Consider the following 23,927-nt stretch of genomic DNA (forward strand, 5'->3'; position numbering starts at 1 on the left):
CTGCGGACATGTGAAATTGCTGTCCGAGAGCCCCGCGGTGTTGCTACGATCCACGATCGTAGATACGTCATCCGAACTATCGTGCACACAGGCAGTACTGGTGCACACGTTCGGTTCCTGGGGGGACCTCCGTATGCTTCGCCGGCCCGCGCTCATCGCCATGCCCGTGACGGCCTTGCTCCTCGGGGCTCTCGGCGCAGGCACTGCGTCCGCCGACGGTCCGGCCACCGATCTGTACGTCAACAGCTTCGCCGGCAACTGCAGCCACTCCGGCCCGGGAACACAGACGATCCCCTTCTGCGCGATCCAGGATGCCGCCGACGTCGTGGGCCCGGGGCAGACGGTCCACATCATTAACTCCGCACAGCCGACGTCGCCCGTCGTCATCAGCCGTTCCGGTACCGCCGGCGCGCCCATCACCTTCACCGGCGGGGTACCGGGCAGTGCGGACACCACCGTCAGCACCGCTGCCGGCACTGCCTCCAGCACCGGCCTGTTCACCCTCAAGGACGTCCAGTACGTGGTGCTGGACCATCTGTCGCTGTCCTCGGCCGGGACTGCGGTGAGCGTGATCAGCTCAGAGCACATCACCCTCGACCGCACCGATGTGTCCGGCTCCGACAGCATCTACGCACCGTCTTCCGCCCCCGTGGACGCAATCACCGTCGACGGATCCTCCTCCGACGTGAGCATCTCCCACGCCGTGGCCCAGTACGTCTCCGGCAGCGGGATCGCTGTGCAGTCGGGGGCCTCGCACGTGGTCGTGGCGAGTGAGGTGATCGACTCGGTGGGGTCCGCCATCCAGGCGTCAGGGGTGAGCGACCTGGAGGTCGCGGGCAACACGCTGACGAGCATGGGTGGCGGGGTCGCGGTCACCGGAACGTCGACCGGATCGATAGAGAACACCGTCGTCATCCCCCACGACATGACCACCTCCGCGACGCAGCCCGCCATCAGCGTCTCGGCCGGGTCGACGGGCGGCTTCACCGCCGACTACAACGCCGTCACCGCGGACCGGTCGGGCGTCGAGTACGACTGGGGAGGCACTTCGTACACCTCGGTCGCCGCCTTCCGTGCAGCCGCCGACCAGGGACAGCACGACATCGACGGCCTGCCCGGCCGGACCGGCGACAGCGGGCTCATCGCCGAGGGGTCCCCGATCGTGGACTCGGGCGCCGCCGACGCGCCCGGCCAGTCCCCGACCGACTACCGCGGTCTGTCCCGGGTCGACGACCCCGAGGTGGCGAACACCGGCTCCGCCGACGGCTACGTCGACCGTGGCGCGATGGAGTACCAGGACCCCTTCCGACTGATTCCGCGGGTGTCGCCGGCCGCCGGACCGGCCCCGTTGTCGGTGACGGTCTCCGCGACGGTCTACAACCCCTGGGGGACGACGGCCCGGTACAGCATCGACTTCGGCGACGGCTCCCCCGCCGGCACCTCGTCCACTCCCACCGCCACCCACACCTACCCGACGGTGGGCGGCCCCTTCCGACCGACCGTCACCGCGACCCTCCCCAGCGGTGAGCAACGCAGTTACGCCAACCCGTCAGTCACCGTCAACGCCCCCGGGCCGCTCGTCGAGGCCGTCGCGCTCACGACCAACGGCCTCAGCGCCACCGTCAAGGGGAGGATCACCAGCCCCTGGCTGTTCAGCGGCGGTACGGCGAACTTCGGTGACGGCAGCGCGCCGGTGACGATCCCGGCGTACAACCCAGATGGCATCGTGCACACCTACGCCGCACCCGGCAGCTACACCGTCACCGGAACGGTGAGCGACGAAGGCGGCCGGACCGTACCGTTCACCAGGAAGATCACTGTCGGCGGCCAGTACGTCACCGTCCCCGCCACGCGCATCCTGGACACCCGCAACGGCACGGGAGCGGCCAAGCACAAGGTCGGTCCCGGCGGTGTGCTGCGGCTGAAGGTCGCGGGCGTGGCCGGCGTCCCCATCAGTGACGTGGGCGCCGTCACCATGAACGTGACCGACACCAACTCCAGCACCGGTGGCTGGGTCGTCGCCTACGCCGACGGCACCACCCGCCCCGCCGTCGGCTCCAATCTCAACTTCAAGGCCGGGGAGACCAATCCCAACCTCGTCACCGTCCCGGTCGGCAAGGACGGCTACGTCGACCTCTACAACGCCTTCGGCACCGTCGATCTGATCGCGGACGTCCAGGGCTACTACTCGACCGCCTGGACCATGAGCTCGGCCGGTCAGTACGTACCGTTCGCCGCTCCTGTGCGGGATCTGGACATCCGCAACGGTCCCGGCGAAGACGGACTGATCGTGAAGCCGTTCGGTGCCGGGTGGTCGGTCACCGCGATGGGGCTGGCCGGCGGATCGGACTCCGGGACCGCGATGGTACTGAATCTCACATCCCTCAACGCCGACTCCAGCGGATGGGTGGCGGCCATGCCCGCCGACGGAACGCGTCCCGCTGTCTCCAACCTGAACTACGCGCCGGGACGCACGACGTCCAATCTGGCGGTGGTCCCCGGCGACGACGCGTACACGCTCTACAACAGCTCCGGGCATGTCGGCCTGATCGTGGACGCCCAGGGCTACTTCATCCGTGACTACGGATCAGCCAACGCGGTGACCGGCGCGGACTACGTACCGCTCACACCCACCCGCGTCGCCGACACCAGGATCGGCAACCACCACCTCGGTACCGGATCCACCCTTCGGATCAAGGTCGTCGGTACCCATGGGATCCCGGTCGGGACCACCGCCGTCAACGTCAACCTGACCGGAACCGGCAGCAGCAAGTCGACCTACGTGATCGCCTACGGCGGAGGGAAGACGCCCAGGTCCTCCAACCTCAATCTGGTCCCGGGACAGACCCGACCCGTCCTGGCCACCGTTCCCGTCGACAGCAGCGGCTACATCACCGTCTACAACTACAACGGCACCGTGGACGTCATCGCCGACCTGGAGGGCTACTACGCCCCCAGCCCCTGACCCCCGCCCGACATCCAGTGGAACAGTCCCATCCCCACGCTCGTCGCCAGGTTGAAGCTGGAGACCTGCGGGCGCATCGGTACCGACACCACGCGGGTGGCCATGGCCCGCAACTCGTCGGAGATGCCGTGCCGTTCCGAGCCGAAGGCGATCAGGGCATCGTCCGGGAAGGGGACGGTACGGATGTCCTCGCCCTCCGGGTCGAGGACGTAGAGGGGGCCGTGCGGTAGCTGATCCAGGGTCATCTGCTCGACCGCGGTGGCGAAGTGGAGTCCGGCGCCGGCCCGGACCACGGTCGGGTGCCAGGGGTCGACGTCGCCCGTCGTCACCACGCCGGTCGCACCGAAACCCGCCGCGAGGCGGACCACGGCGCCGATGTTGCCGAGGTTGCGGGGGTTGTCGAGGACGACGACGGGCGCCTGCCGCGGGCGCCGGGCGAGTGCGGCCAGGTTGGCGGCGCGTGCCGGCCGTACCGCCAGGGCGGCGATGCCGGTCGGGTGGAGCCGGGGGACGAGCTCGCGCAGCACCGCCCCCGGAACCTCCACCGCCAGCGCGTCGACCCGGGCCGCCACGTCGGGGGCCAGCTCCGCCGCCAGCCGGGCCACCCCGGCCCGGTCGCTGGTGAGCACCGACGTCACCTCGGCGCCGAACCGCAGTGCGTGCTTGACCGCGTGGAAGCCGTCCAGCAGCACACCGCCCCCGGCCTCCTCGGTGCGCCACCGCGCCGCTGCCCGGGTCACCTGCGTCTCGTCCGTCACCCGGCCAACACTACGTCCGTCCGGCTACTCCCCCTGCGGCTACTCCTCCTCCGGCTCCATCAGCAGCCGGGCGTAGTTCGCCATCGACCGCTGGTAGCGGGGCAGGTGCGGGGCGAGCGCCGCCACCGCCTCCGCGACGGCCTCGCGCTCGTGCCCGGTGTCGACCAGGCAGAGCGCCAGGGTCGCGCTGATGGCGTCGTCCAGGTGGTCCGAGCCGCGTTCGCGCTCGGCCCGGAGCAGCGCCACGCCCTCCGCCGGGCGCCCCATGTTCCGCAGCGAGCTGGACATCTGGATCACCACCCGGCGCCGCCGCTCGCCGTCGAGTCCGGCCGCCAGCGCCTGCTGGTAGAGCGGCACGGCCAGGTCGGAGTGGCCGGTGGAGTCCTGCAAGGCGCCGCGCTCGAACAGCAGCACCGGGTGGCCCTCCGGGAGCTCGCCGATCAGTTTCTCGTGCCGGACCCGGAACTCCTCCTCCGGCAGATCCGGGAACTCCAGCCAGAGCGCGATGCTGCGCCGGTCCCATTCGGTGCTGATGGCGGCGGTGGCGCTGGTCGTGGTGCCTGTCTCCGTGGTGGTCATGGGGAGAGCTTGGCGACCTTGCCGGTCCGCGCGCCAGTGATTAGGTTCAGACCGAATCACTCAGCGCCGACCCCGGAGCCCGCCATCGCCGTCACCCTCCGCTTCAGCCCGGCTGACCTGCGGCGGTGCCGATTCGCCGTCTCGCCCGCCTTCGAGACGCTGTCCGCCGTGCGGGTCACCAGCGGCCAGCAGCCACCGGACCACCACCGGCCCTGGCTGGACTCGGTCCGCCCCCGCCTGGACGGCCCCGACGGCCTGGACCTGCGCCCGCTCACCCTGCTGCAGCCGCGCCGCGGCTACACCCCCGACTTCCTCTCCCCGCCGCCCACCGGTCCGCAGGCCAGGTTCGAGGACGAGCTCACCCGGATCGCCGCGACCCCGCCCGGGCAGGTCCACGCCGAGATCGCGCGCTCGCTCCGGGAGACCCCCGGCGCGGCCGGAACCGCCACCGGGCGGCTGTTGCTGGGCGATCCCGAACTGGTCCTGCCGATGCTCACCGGGCTGATCCGCACCGCCTGGACGACCCTGGTCGAACCGGTGTGGCCGCGGGTGCGGGCACTGCTGGACGCCGATGTGGCGTTCCAGACCCGACGCCTGGCCGAGGGCGGCCTGGACCGGCTGTTCGCCGAGCTGCACCCGATGCTGCGCTGGCAGGACAACGTGCTCACCCGGGTCCGCGGCGACGACGACCACCGCGACCTGGACGGCGAGGGGCTGGTGCTGATGCCCAGCGCCTTCAAGTGGCAGGAGGTGGTGGTCATCGTGGACCCGCCCTGGCAGCCCACCGTGGTCTATCCGGTCCGGGGCCTGGGCACCCTCTGGCCGTCCCGCCCGTCCGCGTCCAAGGACGGCACCCCGGACGGCAGTCCCGACGGCACCGCCGCCCTGGCCCGCCTCATCGGCCGTACCCGCGCCACCCTGCTCACCGGCCTGGACACCCCGGCCAGCACCCAACTCCTGGCGCACCGCTACGCGCTGGCCCCCGGCACCGTCTCCGAGCACCTGACCGTCCTGCGTGACGCCGGCTTCGTGGTCGGCGAACGCCACCGCCACGAGATCCGCTACCGCCGCACCGAACTCGGCACCGCGGCGGCCAACGCACGACGTGCCCCGTCCCGCTGAACATCCGGCGGGACAGGGCACGTTGTCGACCTGCGGAACTACCGACGCGTCGCCCGCATCCGTCCCAGGATCGTGGACACGGCGATGATCGCCATGGTCCCGATCAGCATGATCGAGCCGATCACATTGATCTGCGCCGGGTACGACCGCTGCACCGAGCCGAAGATGTACATCGGGAAGGTGGTGCGCTGGCCGGCCGTGAACGCGGTGATGATGTAGTCGTCGATCGACAGCGCGAACGCCAGCAGCGCGGCGGCGGCGATGCCCGGGGCCACCAGCGGCAGGGTCACCTTCATGAAGGTCTGGGTCGGGGTGGCGTAGAGGTCCTGCGCCGCCCGCTCCAGGGTCGGGTCCATGCCCGCGAGCCGGGACTTGACCGTCACCACCACATAGCTGAGACAGAACATCACATGCGCGATGGTGATGGTCCAGAAGCCCAGCGAGCCGGGGCCGATGGTGTTGAAGAACAGCGCCGTCAGGGTGGCGCCCATGACCACCTCGGGGGCGGCCATCGGCAGGAACAGCAGGGCGTTGATGCCGGAGCGGGCCTTGAAGCGGTGCCGGACCATCGCGAAGGCGATCATCGTGCCCAGCGCGGTGGAGACCACGGTCGCGATCAGGCCGATCTCCAGGGACAGGCCCATGCTGCTGCACAGCGCCTGGTTGGCGCAGGGGTGGGCCCAGGCCTCGGTGGAGAACTGGTTCCAGGTGTAGTCGTACTTGCCGATCGGCTGGTTGAACGACATCACCAGGATGACCGCGTTCGGCAGCAGCATGAAGATGAAGATCACCACGGTGGCGGCGAGCAGCACGTGGTCGCCGATCCAGGCGAGCGGGCTGCGGCGGCGGATCTTCAGCGGGGCCGGCGCGATCGGGGCCGGGACTGCGGTTTGAGTCGCCATCAGATCAGGTCCTCCGTACCGGCCTTGCGGATGTACATCATGACCAGCACCAGCGTGCCGACCATCATGATGACCGACATGGCCGAGCCGACCGGGTAGCCGTCGGTCTTGCGCAGGAACAGGTTCTCGATGCTCTGGCCGACCACGCCGGTGTTGGCGTTGCCGAGCAGCTGGGCGTTGATGTAGTCGCCGATCGCCGGGATGAAGGTCAGCAGGGTGCCGCCGATCACGCCGGGCATGGACAGCGGCAGGGTGATCCGGCGCCAGGTCTGGAAGGTGCCGCAGTAGAGGTCGTTGCCGGCCTCCAGCAGCCGCGGGTCGATCTTCTCCAGCGAGGTGTACAGCGGGAGGATCATGAACGGCAGGAAGTTGTAGACCATGCCGCAGACCACCGCACCGGGGCTGGCCAGCACATGCGTGCCGACGGTGATCCCGAGCTTGCTGGTGATCTTGAGGATGTACAGGTCGTTCAGGATCCGGACCACGAAGCCGTTGTCGGCCAGGATGGTCTTCCAGGCGATGGTGCGGATCAGGAAGCTGGTGAAGGAGGGCACGATCACCAGGGCCATCAGCAGCGACTTCCACTTGCCGCCCTTGAAGGCGATGAAGTACGCCACCGGGTAGCCCAGCGCCAGGCAGAGCACCGTGGTCGCCACCGAGAAGATCCCGGAGTGCAGGTACTGCCGCCAGTACGGCTTGACCGCGTCGACGTAGTTGGCCCAGTGCCAGGTCAGCTTGAAGCCGTCGTCGAAGTTGCCGGTCTGCACCGAGGCCGACACCGAGGTGAGGATCGGGACCAGGAAGAACAGGATCAGCCACAGCAGACCCGGCAGCAGCAGCACCCAGGGGGTGAAGTTGCGCCGCGGCTTGCGGTCCTCAGGCGGCGCCCCGGCCGCCGGGGGGTCGGACTTGTCCAGCAGTGCGGTGCTGCTCACGCGGCGCCCTCCTCGTCCAGGGCCGCGCCCGCCCCGATGTCCTGGCTGCCGTCGAGGCCGAAGCCCTGGCTGGGATCCCAGTAGACGAAGACCTCGGTGCCGGGGCGCTGGATCGCGCGGCCGGTGTTCTGCTCGAACACCGAGATCTCCTGGCCCGAGGGCAGCTTGACCAGGTACTGGGTGGAGACGCCGATGAAGGAGGCGTCGGACACGGTGCCGCCGAGTGCGTTGAACCCGCTGGGGACGTCCGCCTCGCTCACCGCGAGCTGAACCTTCTCCGGACGGACACCCAGGATCACCTTGCCCGACACCGAGCGACAGCGCTTGGCGTCCAGGGTGAGCTTGCGGCCGTGCGCGGAGACGGTCACCACGTCGTCGGTGGAGGTCTCGACCGTCCCGGGGATCAGGTTGGACTGGCCGAGGAAGTTGGCGACGAAGGTCGTCGCCGGGTTCTCGTAGAGCTCGGCGGGGGAGCCCAACTGCTCGATCCGGCCGTGGTTCATCACCGCGATGGTGTCGGCCATGGTCATGGCCTCCTCCTGGTCGTGGGTGACATGCACGAAGGTGAGGCCGACCTCGGTCTGGATCCGCTTGAGCTCGATCTGCATCTGCCGGCGCAGCTTGAGGTCCAGCGCGCCCAGCGGCTCGTCCAGCAGCAGCACCTGGGGCTCGTTGATCAGCGCCCGGGCCAGCGCGATGCGCTGCTGCTGGCCGCCGGAGAGCTGGGTGGGCTTGCGCTTGGCCAGGTGGCCCAGCTCGACCAGCTCCAGCATCGCCTCGACCTGCGGCTTGACGCTCTTGAAGCCGCGGCGGCGGAGGCCGAAGGCGACGTTCTCGAAGATGTCCAGGTGCGGGAAGAGCGCGTAGTTCTGGAACACGGTGTTGACCGGCCGCCGGTAGGGCTTGGCGTCGGTGACGTCCTGGTCGCCCAGGAAGATCTGACCCGCCGTCGGGTCCTCCAGGCCGGAGACCATCCGCAGTGTCGTCGTCTTGCCGCAGCCGGACGCGCCGAGCAGGGCGAAGAAGGAGCCCTGAGGAATGGTCAGGTCGAGATTGTCGACCGCCGTGAAAGCGCCGAAGCGCTTGGTGAGGCCGACCAGGCGGAGGTCGCCGCCCTCGGTCCGGCCCAGTACGTCAGTGGAGCCCATCGAGATTCTTCTTTCGCGTCGGCGTCGGTGAGGTGTCCGTCGAACGGGGGCGGGCGGCCTACTGGCCGATGGCCTGCTGGAAACGGCTGGTGTAGTCGTCGAGCTGGGCGATGGTGAGCTTCATGAAGCCGTGCGCGTTGGCTTCCATCTGCTTGGTGGGGACGATCAGCGGCGAGGAGGCGGTCTCCGGGTCCAGCTTCTGCAGCGCCGCCACCGCGCCCTCGACCGAGGGGACGTAGTCGATGTAGTCGTCCAGCTCGGCGGCCACCTCCGGCTGGAGGTAGTAGTTGAGCATCTTCTCGGCGTTGGTCTTGTGCCGGGCGAAGTTGGGGATCACGCAGTTGTCCGACCAGGACAGCAGGCCCTCCTTGGGGAGGTTCAGGGTGACCAGGTAGTCCACCCCGAGCTGGGCCACGTCGCCGGAGTAGGCCATGGTCACCGCGGTGTTGCCGTTCTGGAAGTCGCTCAGGTAGTCGTTGCCGGTGAAGGCCCGCACCTGGCCCGAGCTCAGCGCCTTGCGCACGTACTCCAGCGCCTCGTTGAACTGCTGGTCGGTGAACTGCTCCGGGTTGTGCCCGAGGGCGAGCAGCGCCATCGCCACGGTGTCCTCCATCTCGCTGAACAGCGAGACCTTCCCGTGCAGGTCGGCCCGGGTGAAGACCTCGGCGATGGAGGTGATCGGCGTCTTCACCAGCTTGGTGTTGTACGCGATGGTGGTGAAGCCGTAGGCCCAGGGGATGGAGAAGCGGCGGCCCGGGTCGACCGGGTCCTTGAGCACGCTCGGCAGCAGGTTGGCGTGGTTGGGGATGTTGGCCAGGTCCAGTTCCTGCAGGTAGTCGTACGTCATGTACTTGGCCACCATGTAGTCGCTGACGACCATCACGTCGTACCCGGTGTCGATGCCCTTGACCAGGTACGGGTCGACCTTGGTGTAGAAGTCGTTGTTGTCGTTGATGATCTCCAGGTAGTCGACCTGGATGCCGGTCTGCTTGGTGAAGGCGTTCAGCGTCGGGTGGACGCTGGGGTGCTTGTCGTCCTGGATGTCGATGTACGCCGGCCAGGTCGCCCAGACGACCTTCTTCTCGGTGGCCGAGTAGTCCTTCCCCGCCTGTCCGGTCGCCTTGGCGCCGGCGGGGACGACATGCCCCTGGACGCCGCAGGCCGACAGCGCTCCGGCGCCCGCCACGGCGAGGCCGCCCGCGGCGGCGCCCCGGAGCAGGGAGCGGCGGCTCATCGCGGCGGCGGTGGAACGGGCGCGGGTGCGGTTGGTGAACCGCGCCAGGTCTTCGAGGCTGAGGCCCTTCATGGGAGTGATGTGGCCTTTCTTCAGGCGGCACGGAAGGGGGATGGGGACAGAGGCTAGGACGAAAAGCTGCGGTTTCCAGGCTTCTAGGCGGCTTCGACAGCGGAATCGTTATCGTTCACGTCATTTGGCAACGTGATCCGCATCACCGCTCACCCTGAGTCACGCGGCGTCCCGAAATCCAGGTACAGGATGTAAAAGGCGCAACAGAAGCCCTGCACATCTGACAGCCGCAGACGGCAGGGGCCGCACGGGAGAATCCCCGTGCGGCCCCTGCGGCGTGAGCGTCATGGTTGGTATCCCTGCTCCGGAGTCGGTCGCCCGAACTCGGAAGCGGAGGGGCGTTCACCAGTTTCCCTAGAGTCTGAGCCCTGGTGTCGCCGTACATCAGCAGGCACTGCGTCAGTCGTCCGTACGCGTCCTTGACAGGTTGCTGCTTCCCAACCCTCCCGAGCGGACTACCTCAGCTCGCGCCGGACCTCGACGACCCGGAAGCGGGAGGCCACGAAGGCCGCGTCGCAGTAGGCGGAGTTGGCGGCCGGGTTGGCGCCGGTGCCGTGCAGGTCGGAGAAGGCGGCGGTCTGGTTGACGTAGACCTGGCCGGTGAGGTTCAGCGACAGCGACACCCCCGCGTCCAGGCAGGCGTCCACCACGGCGGCCTCCACCTCCGCGGAGGTGGTGTACGCGGCGGCGGTCATCGCCCCGCGCTCGCGCACGGTGTCCCGCAGCTGCTCCACGGCCTGGGCGGTGGAGTCCACCGCGACCACGAAGGAGATCGGCCCGAAGCACTCCCCGGGCAGCGCGTCCCTGGCGATGTCCAGACCGACCAGCGCCGGGGTGCGGACCACCGCGTCCGGGAAGTCCGGCACCGCGACGGCGCGCGGGGCCAGCAGCAGCTCGCCGTACTCGCCCTTCTCCGCCTGCTCCAGCCGCTGCAGCACGCCCGGGTTGACGATCGCGCCGAGCAGCCCGGCCGCGCGGGCGTCGTCGCCGAGCAGCCGGTCCAGCGAGCGGCCGAGGTCGGCGACGACCTCGGCGAAGGTCTTGTGCCCCTGGTCGGTCTCCAGACCGGCCCTGGGCAGCAGCAGGTTCTGCGGGGTGGTGCACATCTGCCCGCTGTACAGCGCCAGCGAGAAGGCCAGGTTGCCGAGCATCCCGGCGTAGTCCGCGGTGGAGTCGACCACGATCGTGTTGACGCCGGCCTTCTCGGTGTAGACCAGCGCCTGGCGGGCGTTGTCCTCCAGCCAGTTCCCGAACTCGCTGGACCCGGTGTAGTCGACGATCCGCACGTCCGGGTGCAGCGCCAGGGTCTTCGCCAGGCCCTCCCCGGGCTGCTCGGCGGCCAGCAGCACCACGTCGGGGCTGAAGCCGGCCTCGGCGAGCACCTCGCGGGCCACCGCGACGGTCAGCGCCAGCGGCAGCACGGCCCGCGGGTGCGGCTTCACCAGCACCGGGTTGCCCGCGGCCAGCGAGGCGAACAGGCCCGGGTAGCCGTTCCAGGTTGGGAAGGTGTTGCAGCCGATCAGCAGCGCGGTGCCGCGCGGCACCGCGGTGAACTCCTTCACCAGCCGCAGCGGGTCGCGCTTGCCCTGCGGCTTGGTCCACTCGGCGCGGGCCGGCAGCCGGGTCTGCTCGGCGTAGGCGCAGACCACCGCTTCGAGGCCGCGGTCCTGGGCGTGCGGGCCGCCGGCCTGGAAGGCCATTCCGGCCGCCTGCCCGGTGGTGTGCATCACGGCGGTGCCGAACTCGGGGGAGCGGGCGTTGATCCGGGCCAGGATCTCGATGCAGACCGCGGCCCGCAGCAGCGGTCCGGCCGCGGCCCAGCCGGGGCGCGCGGCCCGGGCGGCCGCGAACAGCGCCTCCGGATCGCCGGCGTGCGGATAGCTCACCCCCAGCGCGGGGCCGAACGGCGACTGCTCGCCGCCCTGCTCCGGGCCCGGCCCGACCAGCCCGTCCGTCCCGGGCTGGTCCAGCAGCAGCTCCCGCCCCTGCAGGGTGTCGAGCCCGACCGGCTCCCCGTACGCCCGGGGCGACTCGGGGTAGGCCGACCAGTAGTCGCGGGCGGCGAGCGCGGCGAGCGCGGCGTCCAGGGTGGCCTGGTGCCGGTCGATCAGCTCGTGGGGAATCTCTTGGGACATGGGGGCACTCCTCAGTGAGTCCTGGCTGCACTGCCGGAACTCAGACTAACCGAATGATCGGTCGGTTCAAGGGGTGGACGAGGACGCCCCCACGACTTTCCCCAGCACCCGTTCCAGCAGCGCCAGCTCCTCCTGGTCCAGCGCCAGCAGCCGCTGCGGCGGCCGGGCCAGGATCGACTCGGCCAGCTCCGCCATCTCCTGCCCGGCCGGCGTGTTCGTCACGATCTTGCAGCGGCGGTCGTCGGGATGGACGCTGCGGACGACCAGACCGCGCCGCTCCAGGTCGTCCACCACCAGCGTGGTGTACGGCTTGTCGGTGCGCAGCCGCGCGGTGAGCTCGCTCATCCGCATCGGCCCGGCGGCCAGCCGCCGCAGCACCTTGCTGCGGATGAAACTCATGCCGGTCACCTCGGCCAGCTGCACCATGCGCTCGTCCTCCTCCAGCACGAGTTCGCGCATCACCCGGTAGGCCCGGGTGGCAGCGTCGACCCCCTGCTGCCCGTCCTCTGCGGCAGTGGTCATGCGGCGACCTCCGTCCTGACGGCCGCCGGCTCGCTGAGCCTGGCGGCATTGCGGGCGGCGGTCCCCCGGGCCCAGGCCCCGGTGGTGAGCACGCCCAGGACCAGCACCGCGAGCCCGCAGCCCACGGTGATCCACCAGCCGATGTGGCTGGCCGAGGTGAAGGCCGCCGCGCCCGCGGAGCCGTGCACCGAGGAGGTGACCACCGAGACGATGACCGCGACCCCCAGCGACTGTCCGACCTGACGGCTGGTGGAGGCGACGGCCGCCGCCACCCCGGCCTGGCTGCGCGGCATCCCGGAGACCGCGGTGTTGGTGATCGGCGCGTTGATCATGCCGAAGCCGAGGCCGAACAGCAGGTAGGCGGCCATCAGCTGGGCCACCGGGGTGGTCAGGCTGAGCCCGGTCAGCATCAGCCCGCTCGCGGACATGGTGATCCCGGCGACGATCAGCGGGATCCGCGGACCGCGGGCACCGACGATCCGTCCGGACAGCGGTGCGAAGACCACCGTCATGGCCGCCATCGGCAGGGTGTAGAGACCGGCCCTGAGCGCGCTGTAGCCGAGCGCGTTCTGCAGGTACAGGGTGTTCAGGAAGAGGAAGCCGGCCAGCGCGGCGAAGCCGCAGACCGCTATCACGGTGGCCCCGGAGAACGGGACGCTGCGGAAGAAGCGCAGGTCGATCAACGGCTCGTCGCGGCGCGGCTCGTAGGCCAGCAGCCCGGCCAGGGCGGCCACGCCGAGGGCGAAGCAGCCGATGGTCTGTGCGGAGGTCCAGCCGGCGGTGGGGGCCTCGATGATGCCGTAGGTGATCGAGGCCAGCAGGGTGATCACCAGCAGCTGGCCGACCGGGTCCACCCGGCGCGCCTTGGCGGCCTTGGACTCGGGCACGAAGCGGCCGGCCAGGACCAGCGCGGCGATGCCGACCGGGATGTTGATCCAGAAGATCGACTGCCAGCCGACCGACCCGACCAGCAGCCCGCCGAGGACCGGGCCGAGCGCCATGCTGACACCGACGGTGCCGCCCCAGACGCCGATGGCGCGGGCGCGCTCGCGCGGGTCGGTGAAGGTGTTGGTGATGATCGACATCGCCACCGGGTTGAGCATCGAGCCGCCGACGGCCTGGATCATGCGCGCCGTGATCAGCCAGCCCAGGCTGGGGGAGAGGCTGCAGAGCAGCGAGCCCAGGGTGAACAGGGCGAGACCGGCCTGGAAGGTCCGGCGCCGGCCGATCCGGTCGCCGGTGGAGCCGGACAGCATCAGCAGGCTGGCCAGCACCAGGGTGTAGGCGTCGATGGTCCACTGCAGCCCGGAGACCGAGGCGTGCAGATCGCGCTGGATGGAGGGCAGCGCCACGTTCACGATGGTGTTGTCGAGCCCGACGATGAACAGGCTCATGCAACAGATGGCGAGGACCAGGAAGCGCCTTCGGGCGCTCAGCAGTGATCCGGTGTCCACCGAGGTGTCGGCTTCCGGCATGGCGACCCACTTCATCAGTTTGACTTCTATAACCGTTATGACTGTACAACTATCTCTCCCGGGGTGCCACTCCGATGGCTGCCGCTAGGCTGCGCACCATGGTCGACAACTCGCGCGTGCAGCGCCGTGACGCGTACACCGTGGAAACGCTGCTCGCGGTGACGGTCCGGGTCTTCAACGAGCGCGGCTACGACGGCACCTCCATGGAGGACCTCTCCCGGGCCGCCGGGATCAGCAAGTCGTCGATCTACCACCACGTCCGCGGCAAGGAGGAACTGCTGCGGCTGGCCGTGGGCCGGGCCCTGGACGGGCTCTTCGGCATCCTGGACGAGCCCGCCGCCACCACCGGCCGCGCGGTCGACCGGCTGGAGCACGTGGTGCGCCGCACCACCGAGGTGCTGGCCGCCGAACTGCCGTACGTCACCCTGCTGCTGCGGGTGCGCGGCAACACCGCCACCGAGCAGTGGGCGCTGCAGCAGCGCCGCGCCTACGACCACCGGGTCGCGGAGCTGCTGGCCGAGGCCGTGCGCGACGGCGACCTGCGCTCCGACATCGAGCCCAGGCTGGCCACCCGGCTGCTCTACGGCATGATCAACTCACTGATCGAGTGGTACCGGCCGGGCCCGGACGAGAAGTCCGTCCAGCACATCGCCGACGCGGTCACCCTGCTCGCCTTCGGCGGTCTGCGCGCGCCCTGAGCGGCAGGCGGCGAGCTGCGGACGGCACCGGGCACCGGGCACCGGACGGTCAGTCCGGCAGCACCGGCGTCCGGTCGGTCTCGTCGAAGACCAGCAGGGTGTGGGTGCCCAGCACCTCGGGGATCGCCTGGATCCGGTTCAGCACCAGCTCCCGCAGGGCCCGGTTGTCCACCGTGTGCACCAGCATCAGCACGTCGAACTCCCCGCTGACCAGGGCCATGTGCTCGACCCCGGGCAGCTCCAGCAGCTGCCCCCTGACGGTGCGCCAGGAGTTCTGCACGATCTTCAGGGTGATGTACGCCGAGGCCCCCTGCCCGGCCCGCTCGTGGTCCACCCGCGCGGTGAACCCCCTGATCACGCCGGACTCCACCATCCGCGCGATCCGCGCGTAGGCATTGGCCCTGGACACATGGACCCGCTCGGCGACCGAGCGGATCGAGGCCCGCCCGTCCTGCTGCAGCAGCCGCAGGATGGCCCGGTCGATCCGGTCCAGCTGGCGCTGGTCGGAGCCGCCACCGGCGCCCGACCCTCCGGCCGCCTCCCCCGAACCCGAACCCGAGCCCGCGCCGGCGCCCCGCCCGTCACCCGGAGCGGGAGCGGCGGGCTGCGGCGGAGCGGCCGGCTTCCTGCCGCGCCGGTCGGAGTCCCCCCGGCCCGCCGAGGGCCGCGCGGTGGGCACCGGTGGATGCGCCGCCCGGCCGCCGACCGATCCGGGCACGGCGGGGGACGCGGAGCGCTGGCGCGCCCGTTCGGCTATCCATTCGGCGGCCGAGCCCGACCGGATCGGGGGCAGCGGCGCATGCCGGGTCCGGCGGGGCTCACCCGATCCGGCCATCTGTTCAGCGGGCACGGTTCTTTCGCCTCCCCAGGTGGACACCCTGATTCCAGCACAGCGCGGGAGCAGCCGTTTGTCCACCACTTGCTCGTGACAGTAGCCGATTCGATCAATCGACCGAACAATCGGTAGGGAGCAGTGGCCCGTACCGGAGGAGCCCGATGACCGTTCTCGATCATGACCTGGCGGCTGCCTGGACGCCGGATGCGCACGGCCCGCGCCGTGACCCCGCACCGCTGCTGCCCGACCGCGAGCCGGTACGCGTCCTGGGCACACCCGCCCTGCGCCGTACGGTGGACTCCCCCGGCGGCCGCGAACTGCTGCGCGACCTGCACCGGCGCCTGGTCGTCGGACGGCGCTTCAACCAGCAGGCGACCACCCTCACCAAGCAGGGCCGGCTGGCCGTCTACCCCGCCTCGACCGGCCAGGAGGCCTGCCAGATCGCCGTGGCCGGCGCGCTGCGCCCGGGCGACTGGCTGTTCCCCAGCTACCGCGACACCCTCGCGGTGGTCTCCCGGGGCGTGGACCCGCTGGAGACGCTGACGCTGCTGCGCGGCAACGCCCACTGCGGCTACGACCCCTACCAGCACCAGGTCGCACCGCTGTCCACCCCGCTGGCCACCCAGGCGCCGCACGCGGTGGGCCTGGCCCACGCCGCCCGGATGCGCGGGGACTCCACCGTGGCGCTGGCCCTGGTCGGCGACGGCGGCACCAGCGAGGGCGACTTCCACGAGGCGCTGAACTTCGCCGGGGTGCTCAACGCCCCGGTGGTCTTCCTGGTCCAGAACAACGGCTACGCCATCTCGGTCCCGCTCGCCAAGCAGTCCGCGGCGCCGACCCTGGCCCACAAGGCGGTCGGCTACGGCATCCAGGGCCGGTTGGTGGACGGCAATGACGCGGTCGCTGTGCACACCGTGCTCAGCGAGGCGGTGCAGCACGCCCGCTCGGGGGAGGGCCCGGTGCTGGTCGAGGCGGTCACCTACCGTCTGGAGGCGCACACCAACGCCGACGACGCCGGGCGCTACCGCAGCGCCGAGGAGGTCGCCGACTGGCAGGCACGCGACCCGCTGACGCTGATGGAGCGCCATCTGCGCGAGGCCGGAGTGATCGGCGACGCCGAGGTCGCCGCGGCCACCGACGAGGCCGAACAGCTGGCCGATCGTATGCGGACGTTGTTTCACGTGAAACCTGATCTGGACCCGATGTCGCTGTTCGAACACGTCTACGCCGAGCCCACCCCGCAGCTGCGGGAGCAGGCGGCCCAGCTCGCCGCCGAACTGGCCGCCGAGGCCGCGACGGAGGACCAGCGATGACCACCGCCACCCCGTCCCGAACCCGGGCGGCCGGCGCCACCACCCTGGCCTCGGCCCTCAACCGCGCCCTGCGCGACTCGCTGCGCGAGGACCCGTCCGTGCACATCCTCGGCGAGGACGTCGGCACCCTGGGCGGGGTCTTCCGGATCACCGACGGCCTGGCCGCAGAGTTCGGCGCCGACCGCTGCCTGGACACCCCGCTGGCCGAGGCCGGCATCCTCGGCACCGCTGTCGGCATGGCCATGTACGGGCTGCGCCCGGTGGTGGAGATGCAGTTCGACGCCTTCGCCTACCCGGCCTTCGAGCAGTTGGTCTCGCACGTCGCCCGGATGCGCAACCGCACCGCGGGCCGGATGCCGCTGCCGATCACGGTGCGGATCCCCTACGGCGGTGGGATCGGCGGCGTGGAGCACCACAGCGACTCCTCCGAGGCCTACTACGCGCACACCCCCGGACTGCACGTGGTCACCCCGGCCACCGTCGCCGACGGCTACGGCCTGCTGCGGGCCGCCATCGCCTCCGACGACCCGGTGGTGTTCCTGGAGCCCAAGCGGCTCTACTGGTCCAAGGAGGACTGGTCGGCCGAGGCCCCGGCCCCGGTCGAGCCGATCGGGCGCGCGGTGGTCCGCCGCCGGGGCACCTCGGCCACCCTGATCACCTACGGTCCGTCACTTCCGGTCTGCCTGGAGGCCGCCGAGGCCGCCAAGGCCGAGGGCTGGGACCTGGCCGTGGTGGACCTGCGCAGCCTGGCGCCGTTCGACGACGAGACCGTCGCCGCGGCGGTGCGGGCCACCGGCCGCGCGGTGGTGGTGCACGAGTCCTCGGGCTTCGCCGGGGTGGGCGCGGAGATCGCCGCCCGGGTCTCCGAACGCTGCTTCCACCATCTGGCCGCCCCGGTCCTGCGGGTCACCGGCTTCGACATCCCCTACCCGCCGCCGATGCTCGAACAGCACCACCTGCCCGGGGTGGACCGCATCCTCGACGCCGTAGGCCGGCTCCAGTGGGAGCAATGATGAACGAGACTCCAGTGGGAGCAGTGATCGCCCCGATGCCTTCCGTGCGCGAGTTCCCGCTGCCCGATCTGGGCGAGGGCCTGACCTCGGCGGAGATCGTCCGCTGGCTGGTCGAGGTCGGCGACGTGATCCAGGTCGACCAGCCGGTCGCCGAGGTGGAGACGGCCAAGGCCGTGGTCGAGGTGCCCTGCCCCTACGCGGGCGTGGTCACCTCCCGCTTCGGCGAGGCCGGCGCCGAGGTGCCGGTAGGCGCACCGCTGGTCACCGTCGCGGTGGCGGCGGCACCGGACGAGCCGACGGACGCCCCGGCCGAGGGCTCCGGCAACGTCCTGGTCGGCTATGGCACCACCGAGTCGTCCGGCACCCGGCGCCGCCGGGTCACCACCGCCGTCAGCACAGCTGCCCCCGTTCCGGCCCCCGTCCCCGCGGTCATCTCCCCGCTGGTGCGCCGGTTGGCCCGGGAGAACGGCATCGACCTCGCCACCGTCACCGGCAGCGGCCCGGACGGCCTGATCATGCGCGCCGACGTGACGCTCCCTCAGGCCGCCCCCGCAGCGGCCCCCGCTCCGACCGGTGCTCCGACCGCTGCTCCGACCGAGGAGGTCGTCCCGCTGCGCGGCGTGGCCCGGATCGCTGCCGAGACCTTCTCCCGCAGCCGGCGCGAGATCCCGGACGCCACCTGCTGGGTGGACGCCGACGCCACCGAACTCCTGGCCGCCCGGCGGACCCTGGACCTCGGACTGCTCGCCCTGCTCGGCCGGATCTGCACCGCGGCCCTGGCCAGGTACCCGGAGCTCAACTCCAGCGTGGTGACCGGCCCGGACGGGGCCGCCACCGGTGTCCGCCGCCACTCCGCGGTCCATCTGGGCTTCGCCGCGCAGACCCCGCGCGGGCTGGCCGTCCCCGTAGTCAGGGACGCGCACCTGCTCAGCACCGGACAGCTGGCCGCCGAGCTGGCCCGGCTCACCGCGTCCGCCCGCGAGGGCCGGCTCGGGCCGGCCGAGCTCACCGGCGGCACCTTCACCCTGAACAACTACGGCGTCTTCGGCGTCGACGGCTCGACGCCGATCATCAACCACCCCGAGGCGGCGATGCTCGGGGTGGGCCGGATCGCCGCCAAACCCTGGGTGCACCAGGGTGAACTGGCCGTCCGCCAGGTGGTGCAGCTGTCCTTCAGCTTCGACCACCGGGTCTGCGACGGAGCGGTCGCCGGAGCCTTCCTGCGCTTCGTCGCCGACGCGGTGGAGTCCCCGGTGACGCTACTGCGGAACCTCTGACCGGTTGACCGGCCGCTCCGCCTGCTTGCCAATGTGACGGGTCGTCGACTGCCCCTCCGGGAACAGCACGAAGCGGGGCAGCCCGTCGTCGGCGACCCCGTCCCGCTGGAAGCCGGACCGGAGCAGCACGGCCTGCGAGGCCTTGTTGTCCGGCTCGGTGTGTGCGACCACCCGGCCGACCCCGGCGCCGGCCAGCGCATAGGCCGTCAGCAGCCGTACCGCCTCGGTGACGTAGCCGTTGCCGCGCGCCGAGGCGGCCAGGTCGTAGCCGATCTCGACGCTGCCCCGGCTGGGCGGCCCGTGGAAGCCGACCCCGCCGACGGCCGCGCCGTCCTCCAGCCGGACGATCGCGAAGACGCCCCACTCCGGCTCGAACACGCCGCCCTCGGCGGCGCGCACCACACTGCTGCAGGCGTCCCTGGTGCCCTGGAACGGGCCGTCGGGGACCCAGCTGAACCCGCCGCCCCCGCCGCTCGCCAGTTCCTCGGCGGCGTCGGGACCGATCGCGCGCAGCTCGATCCGGTCGGTGCGGAGTACCGGTCGTGCGTAGTTCATCTGGCCCCTTTGCGCTGGTTGTCCACTCAGGCCAGCATGACGGACCGGACATGTCCCGCACAGGCGATTCCCTGCAAGAGGCCGACCGGGACTACAGCACGAAGGGGTTGCCGTCCGCGCTCGTCATCGGCCGCCCGGCCGCCTCCCAGGCGTACATCCCGCCGTCGACGTTGACCGCGTCCCGGCCCTGGGCCACCAGGTACTGCACCACCTGGGCGGAGCGGCCGCCGACCCGGCACAGCACGTAGAGCTTCTGCTCCGGGAGCTCCTCGATCCGCGCCATCAGCTGACCCATGGGGATGTGCAGCGCCCCATCGACATGGCCCGCCTCCCACTCGTCCTGCTCCCGGACGTCGAGCAGCGCGCCCTCGGCGGGCACGGAAGCGGCGTCCACAGTGGGGACGGAGGCGTGGAACATCTGACTCTCCAGAGGTCGGGTGTCGCGGTCGCGCACGTCGGCAGTTCGGTTAGGTAGTGGTGTACGTCGATTGTCGCCGACGGCGGTCAGACCGTGCCGACCAGCCGGTCCAGCTCGGCCTGCCGGGTCGAGACCGACTCCAGCAGCTGCTCGGCCAGCACCTCCAGCAGCGCGTCGGGGTCGTCCGGCAGCAGCATCAGCAGCTGCCCCATCGGGCTGTCCACCAGCTCGGCGCGGGTCTCCTCGATCCGGCGCAGCCGCGCGGTCAGCCAGTCCAGCCGCTGCCGCAGCCAGGCCAGCCGCTCCGGGGTGCCCTCGGCCGGGGCGCCGTTGTCGCCGGTCTCGCCGGCCCACTCCTCGGCGAGCGCGGCCAGGGCCAGCACGTCGCCGCGCGCGTAGGCCTCGTTGACCCTGGCGATGAAGGCTCCGCGGAGCTCCTGCTCGGCCGGGTCCTGGGCCAGGTCCGGGTGGGCCCTGCGGGCCAGGTCCCGGTAGAGCCGCTGGGCCTCCTTGTCCGGCCGGATCCGCTGCGGCGCCTGCGGGATGACGGGCTGTTCGGTCCCGCCCCCCTCGGCCCCGCCGTCGGACTCGCCCCTGGCCGCCGCGTCCGCCTCGGCGAAGAACGCCTCCAGGTCCGGCATCGGCTCGACCACGTTGCGGGCCTCGAAGGCCCGCCTGATGTCCTCGGGGTCGCCGGTCCTGGCCGCCGTGGCCTCGGCGATCAACGCGTCCAGCTCGTCCAGCCGCACGTACATCGGGCCCAGGCGCTGGTGGTGCACCAGCGCGAAGTTGTCCAGCTCCACCCGCAGGGTCTCGACCTCGACCTCGGCGTCGACCCAGCGGGCCTCCGTCTGCGCGATCTGCTCCTCGAGCCGCTGCTCCTCCGGATCGATCCAGCGGACCGGACTGTCGGCAGCCATCTCGCAACCTCACTGCTTGTTGTTTGTCCCGCGTGCCAGCCCCGTCACCCTACTGTCCCCGGGTTGTGCTTGAGGGCGCACACTAGGGCGTGCGAGCCCGCGTGCACCACTGGCCGAGCCAAATGTTCCCCGATGTCAGGCAGCGGAGGCAGGTTTCATGCTTGCCTGGGGTATTCCAGTAGGTGCCGGCGCTCGGAGCGGCAGGTGCGCGAGAGAGGGTGAGTATGGCGGAAGAGACCTTCGCGGCTCCTGAGCGAGGGCGGCGCAAGGCTGCCCTGAACGACTCCGCCCTTGGCTCTCCTGCCCCGTACGGGGCCAAGCATCCGGCGAATCCGGTCACCCCGCCGCCGGCCGACCCGGCACGCCCCGCGCCGCCCGGCGTGGTCGCCGTGGTCCGGCTGGCCGCGCTGATGATCGATCCCGACGGACGGGTGTGCCACTGGAACCGCGCCGCGGAGGAGGTCTTCGGCCACCGCCGCGACGACGTCTTCGACCGCCCCGCCTCGGGACTGCTCCCGCTGGCCAGGACCGCCCCGGCAGCAGCCACCGGCTCCGGCGCCTCCTCCAGCGGCTCCTCCAGCGGCCGCCTCGGCAACGCCCTGGACCGGCTGGACGACCTCACCTCCTACACCCCGGCCTGGTCCGGCGACCTGCTGGTGACCGACCGCGACGGCCGGGCCGTCGACATCCTGTGCTGGGCCTACCGGTTGATCGAGCCGGTCGGGCGCAGCCTGCTGGTGCTGGCCGCGGACGCCCGACCGCTGCGGGCCTCCGGGCCGCGGATCGCCCTCGGCGACCAGCTGCTGCCCTACGCGGCCACGGCCGCCAGTGGGGCGGGCGGTATCCAGGTGGCGCCGGCCCGCTGCACCTCCACCGGCTCCGCCGACTCGTCCCGCAGCGCCGAGCGGCTGACCACGGTGCTGCCCCGGACCTCGGAGGACCGGCGGCTGCGGCTGATCGGGCAGATCGTCGCCGGGGGCGCGCCCGCGCTGCTGATCGACGGCACCCTGCGCCTGCCGGTGCTGCCGCAGGAGTTCCCGGACGACCACCCCTCGTCGACCTACGCCCCGCTCGGCTGGCAGGGCGAGGACCCGCGCACCGGACGGCTAAAGGAGTTCCCGCAGCCCCGCAGCGACCAGCCCCGCAGCGACCAGGGCCACAGCCGGCAGGACTACGGGGACCAGGGCCTTGCCGAGCCGGGCTACAGCGAGCAGGGCTACAGCGAGCCGGCCCGCGCCGAGCGTCCGGTCGGTGTCAGGCTGCGCCGGCCCGGCACCGAGGAGGGTCCCTTCAGCGGCCCTCCGACCGTCCCCACACTGCTGCTCCCGCCCGGCCTCGCCGACGGCAGCACCCCGGTGCCGCTGCCCGCCGCCGACCCCGCCAATGAGCAGCTGCGGCTGCTGAGCCACGCCGGCGCGCGGATCGGCACCACCCTGGACCTGGATGTGACGGTCCATGAGCTGTGCCAGGTCGTCGTCCCCGGTATCGCCGACTTCGCCTGCGTGGACCTGCGCGACCGGTTGATCGTCGACACCGAGCTGCCGCGCGACCGCCCCGACGACGAGACCCAGCTGCGCCGGGTGGCCCGCGCCTTCAGCGAGTCGCTGGCGGGCTGGGAGCACCAGGTCCACGAGGGCACCCTGTTCTCGCTGTCCAGGACCACCCCCTCCGGGCTCGCCCTGCAGAGCAACCAGCCGGTGCTGGTTCCGGTGGTCGAGGCCGCCGTCGCCGAGGAGTGCGCCGCCGGACGCGGCTCGGGCCTGCTGGCGCCGCTGTTCGAGGGCCGCTCGATGCTGGTGCTGCCGCTGGCGGCCCGCGGCACCGTGCTGGGCATCCTGACGCTGCTGCGCAACGCCGACCAGCCGCCGTTCGACGAGACCGACGCCGCGTACCTGCGCGAGCTGGCCGCCCGCGCCGCGCTGTCCATCGACAACGCCCGGCTGCACCGGATGGAGGCCAAGACGGCGCTGACGCTGCAGCGCAGCATGCTGCCGAGCCGTCCGCCGAAGATCCCCGGCGTGCTGATCGCGCACCGCTACATCCCGGGCGACCGCCGGGCCGAGGTCGGCGGGGACTGGTTCGACGCGGTGCAGCTGCCGGGCAGCCGGGTGGCGCTGGTGGTCGGCGACGTGATGGGCCACGGCCTGCACTCGGCGGTGGCGATGGGCCGGTTCCGCACCGCGATGCAGACCCTGGCCGCGCTGGACCTGCCTCCTGGCCAGATCCTGCGGCACCTGGACAACCTCTCCCAGCGGCTCGGCGACGACCACCTGGCGACCTGCCTCTACGCGGTCTACGACCCGATCGCCCGGACCTGCACCCTGGCCAGCGCCGGGCACGTCCCGCCGGTGCTGGTCCATCCGGACGGGCGCGGCGAGTTGCTGGAGATCCCCTCCGGCGCGCCGATCGGCGTGGGCGGGGTGCCGTTCGCCTCCCGCGAGATCAAGGTCGCCGACGGCAGCATGCTGGTGCTGTGCACCGATGGCCTGGTGGAGATGCGCGGCGGCGACATAGGCGATGGGCTGGCCGCGCTCTGCGGCGACATCGTCGATCCGCGGCGCAGCCCGGACGAGGTCTGCGACACCGTGCTGGAGCGGCTGCACACCGACGACCGCAGCGACGACCTGGCCCTGCTGATCGCCCGCTTCGACGGCATCCCGCCGCAGGACGTGATCTCCTGGTCGCTGCAGCTCGACTCCACCGAGGTGCGCCGGGCCCGGCTGATGGTGCGTGAGCAGCTGGCGCTGTGGGGCCTGCAGGAGCTGAGCGAGACGACCGAGCTGCTGGTCAGCGAGCTGGTGACCAATGCGCTCCGGGTCGCCAAGGACCGGGTCGAACTGCAGCTGATGCGGGTCGGCAAACTGCTGGTGGAGGTCAGCGACGACGACCACAACCTGCCGTCGCTGGAGCCCTCCGAGGCGCTGGACGAGGACGGCCGGGGACTGAGCCTGGTCAGCCATCTGTCGGCGCGCTGGGGGACCAGCCGCAAGGCGGTCGGCAAGGTGGTCTGGTTCGAGTTGCCGCTGCCGCACCGCGGCTGACGGGTCGGAC

General features: G+C 71.4%; 20 protein-coding genes. 7 read left to right on the forward strand and 13 right to left on the reverse strand.

Annotation, left to right across the window (positions count from 1 at the left end; translation table 11 throughout):
* Positions 1 to 166 precede the first annotated feature (166 nt).
* A complete protein-coding gene (locus IF29_RS0114930) occupies positions 167 to 2,965 on the forward strand; it encodes a right-handed parallel beta-helix repeat-containing protein (RefSeq protein ID WP_198037455.1) in 2,799 nt (932 codons plus the stop codon).
* Here the strand turns inward: IF29_RS0114930 and IF29_RS0114935 are convergent.
* Together IF29_RS0114935 and IF29_RS0114940 are read right to left on the reverse strand one after the other, a co-directional pair.
* Positions 2,947 to 3,723: a TrmH family RNA methyltransferase gene (locus IF29_RS0114935; protein WP_030254286.1), complete on the reverse strand. Its 777-nt coding sequence runs from the start codon at positions 3,721 to 3,723 to the stop codon at positions 2,947 to 2,949. The genes IF29_RS0114930 and IF29_RS0114935 overlap by 19 nt on opposite strands.
* A gap of 39 nt (positions 3,724 to 3,762) precedes the next feature.
* The gene (locus tag IF29_RS0114940) at positions 3,763 to 4,302 is read right to left on the reverse strand and encodes a tetratricopeptide repeat protein (RefSeq protein WP_051725336.1); all 540 of its coding nucleotides are present in this window, start codon (positions 4,300 to 4,302) and stop codon (positions 3,763 to 3,765) included.
* A 168-nt stretch (positions 4,303 to 4,470) separates the two neighbouring features.
* On the opposite strand from IF29_RS0114940, the gene IF29_RS0114945 reads away from it, so the two are divergent.
* The gene (locus IF29_RS0114945) at positions 4,471 to 5,424 is read left to right on the forward strand and encodes an ArsR/SmtB family transcription factor (RefSeq protein WP_232242151.1); all 954 of its coding nucleotides are present in this window, start codon (positions 4,471 to 4,473) and stop codon (positions 5,422 to 5,424) included.
* 38 nt (positions 5,425 to 5,462) lie between these two features.
* Here the strand turns inward: IF29_RS0114945 and IF29_RS0114950 are convergent, their stop codons facing one another.
* The 7 genes from IF29_RS0114950 to IF29_RS0114980 all read right to left on the reverse strand — a co-directional run bounded on the left by IF29_RS0114950 (position 5,463) and on the right by IF29_RS0114980 (position 13,862).
* Complete coding sequence (locus IF29_RS0114950; protein ID WP_037595355.1) at positions 5,463 to 6,326, reverse strand: ABC transporter permease; 864 nt, start codon at positions 6,324 to 6,326, stop codon at positions 5,463 to 5,465.
* Positions 6,326 to 7,261 carry an ABC transporter permease gene (locus IF29_RS0114955; RefSeq protein WP_051725337.1) on the reverse strand — a complete coding sequence of 312 codons (936 nt, stop codon included), beginning with the start codon at positions 7,259 to 7,261 and terminating at the stop codon, positions 6,326 to 6,328. The genes IF29_RS0114950 and IF29_RS0114955 overlap by 1 nt, the downstream gene beginning before the upstream one ends.
* Positions 7,258 to 8,409: an ABC transporter ATP-binding protein gene (locus IF29_RS0114960; protein WP_030254300.1), complete on the reverse strand. Its 1,152-nt coding sequence runs from the start codon at positions 8,407 to 8,409 to the stop codon at positions 7,258 to 7,260. The genes IF29_RS0114955 and IF29_RS0114960 overlap by 4 nt, the downstream gene beginning before the upstream one ends.
* 58 nt (positions 8,410 to 8,467) lie before the next feature.
* Positions 8,468 to 9,715 (reverse strand): polyamine ABC transporter substrate-binding protein, encoded by a 1,248-nt coding sequence (locus IF29_RS0114965; protein ID WP_051725338.1) that lies wholly within the window; start codon positions 9,713 to 9,715, stop codon positions 8,468 to 8,470.
* A 455-nt stretch (positions 9,716 to 10,170) separates the two neighbouring features.
* Positions 10,171 to 11,850: a phenylacetic acid degradation protein PaaN gene (gene paaN, locus IF29_RS0114970; protein ID WP_030254306.1), complete on the reverse strand. Its 1,680-nt coding sequence runs from the start codon at positions 11,848 to 11,850 to the stop codon at positions 10,171 to 10,173.
* A 66-nt stretch (positions 11,851 to 11,916) separates the two neighbouring features.
* Positions 11,917 to 12,372 carry a MarR family winged helix-turn-helix transcriptional regulator gene (locus IF29_RS0114975; RefSeq protein ID WP_051725339.1) on the reverse strand — a complete coding sequence of 152 codons (456 nt, stop codon included), beginning with the start codon at positions 12,370 to 12,372 and terminating at the stop codon, positions 11,917 to 11,919.
* On the reverse strand, positions 12,369 to 13,862 hold the full coding sequence (locus tag IF29_RS0114980; protein ID WP_475630827.1) for a DHA2 family efflux MFS transporter permease subunit: 1,494 nt from the start codon (positions 13,860 to 13,862) through the stop codon (positions 12,369 to 12,371). The genes IF29_RS0114975 and IF29_RS0114980 overlap by 4 nt, the downstream gene beginning before the upstream one ends.
* A gap of 83 nt (positions 13,863 to 13,945) precedes the next feature.
* Between IF29_RS0114980 and IF29_RS0114985 the strand changes: the two genes are divergently transcribed.
* Positions 13,946 to 14,545 carry a TetR/AcrR family transcriptional regulator gene (locus tag IF29_RS0114985; protein ID WP_030254314.1) on the forward strand — a complete coding sequence of 200 codons (600 nt, stop codon included), beginning with the start codon at positions 13,946 to 13,948 and terminating at the stop codon, positions 14,543 to 14,545.
* 49 nt (positions 14,546 to 14,594) lie between these two features.
* Here IF29_RS0114985 and IF29_RS41980 read toward each other — a convergent pair whose 3' ends face one another.
* The gene (locus IF29_RS41980; RefSeq protein WP_037595396.1) at positions 14,595 to 15,038 is read right to left on the reverse strand and encodes an Lrp/AsnC family transcriptional regulator; all 444 of its coding nucleotides are present in this window, start codon (positions 15,036 to 15,038) and stop codon (positions 14,595 to 14,597) included.
* Between the two features lie 503 nt (positions 15,039 to 15,541).
* Here IF29_RS41980 and pdhA point away from each other — a divergent pair.
* The 3 genes from pdhA to IF29_RS0115005 are packed head-to-tail and all read left to right on the forward strand — an operon-like array spanning position 15,542 to position 18,983.
* Positions 15,542 to 16,693 (forward strand): pyruvate dehydrogenase (acetyl-transferring) E1 component subunit alpha, encoded by a 1,152-nt coding sequence (gene pdhA, locus IF29_RS0114995; RefSeq protein ID WP_030254320.1) that lies wholly within the window; start codon positions 15,542 to 15,544, stop codon positions 16,691 to 16,693.
* Positions 16,690 to 17,706: an alpha-ketoacid dehydrogenase subunit beta gene (locus IF29_RS0115000; protein ID WP_051725340.1), complete on the forward strand. Its 1,017-nt coding sequence runs from the start codon at positions 16,690 to 16,692 to the stop codon at positions 17,704 to 17,706. The genes pdhA and IF29_RS0115000 overlap by 4 nt, the downstream gene beginning before the upstream one ends.
* 35 nt (positions 17,707 to 17,741) lie before the next feature.
* A complete protein-coding gene (locus tag IF29_RS0115005) occupies positions 17,742 to 18,983 on the forward strand; it encodes a dihydrolipoamide acetyltransferase family protein (RefSeq protein ID WP_030254326.1) in 1,242 nt (413 codons plus the stop codon).
* Here IF29_RS0115005 and IF29_RS0115010 read toward each other — a convergent pair.
* The 3 genes from IF29_RS0115010 to IF29_RS0115020 all read right to left on the reverse strand — a co-directional run bounded on the left by IF29_RS0115010 (position 18,966) and on the right by IF29_RS0115020 (position 20,876).
* Positions 18,966 to 19,538 (reverse strand): GNAT family N-acetyltransferase, encoded by a 573-nt coding sequence (locus IF29_RS0115010; RefSeq protein ID WP_051725341.1) that lies wholly within the window; start codon positions 19,536 to 19,538, stop codon positions 18,966 to 18,968. The two genes, IF29_RS0115005 and IF29_RS0115010, sit on opposite strands and share 18 nt — an antisense overlap.
* Before the next feature lie 91 nt (positions 19,539 to 19,629).
* Positions 19,630 to 19,956, reverse strand: coding sequence for a rhodanese-like domain-containing protein (locus IF29_RS0115015; RefSeq protein WP_030254332.1), 327 nt, complete (start codon positions 19,954 to 19,956; stop codon positions 19,630 to 19,632).
* A gap of 86 nt (positions 19,957 to 20,042) precedes the next feature.
* Positions 20,043 to 20,876, reverse strand: coding sequence for a J domain-containing protein (locus IF29_RS0115020; RefSeq protein ID WP_030254335.1), 834 nt, complete (start codon positions 20,874 to 20,876; stop codon positions 20,043 to 20,045).
* Between the two features lie 224 nt (positions 20,877 to 21,100).
* Between IF29_RS0115020 and IF29_RS0115025 the strand changes: the two genes are divergently transcribed.
* Complete coding sequence (locus IF29_RS0115025; RefSeq protein WP_232242152.1) at positions 21,101 to 23,917, forward strand: ATP-binding SpoIIE family protein phosphatase; 2,817 nt, start codon at positions 21,101 to 21,103, stop codon at positions 23,915 to 23,917.
* The last annotated feature ends 10 nt before the right edge of the window (positions 23,918 to 23,927 follow it).

Origin of the sequence: Streptacidiphilus jeojiense (genome assembly GCF_000719095.1) — a bacterium.
In the GTDB taxonomy this organism is placed as follows: Bacteria; Actinomycetota; Actinomycetes; order Streptomycetales; family Streptomycetaceae; genus Streptacidiphilus; species Streptacidiphilus jeojiensis.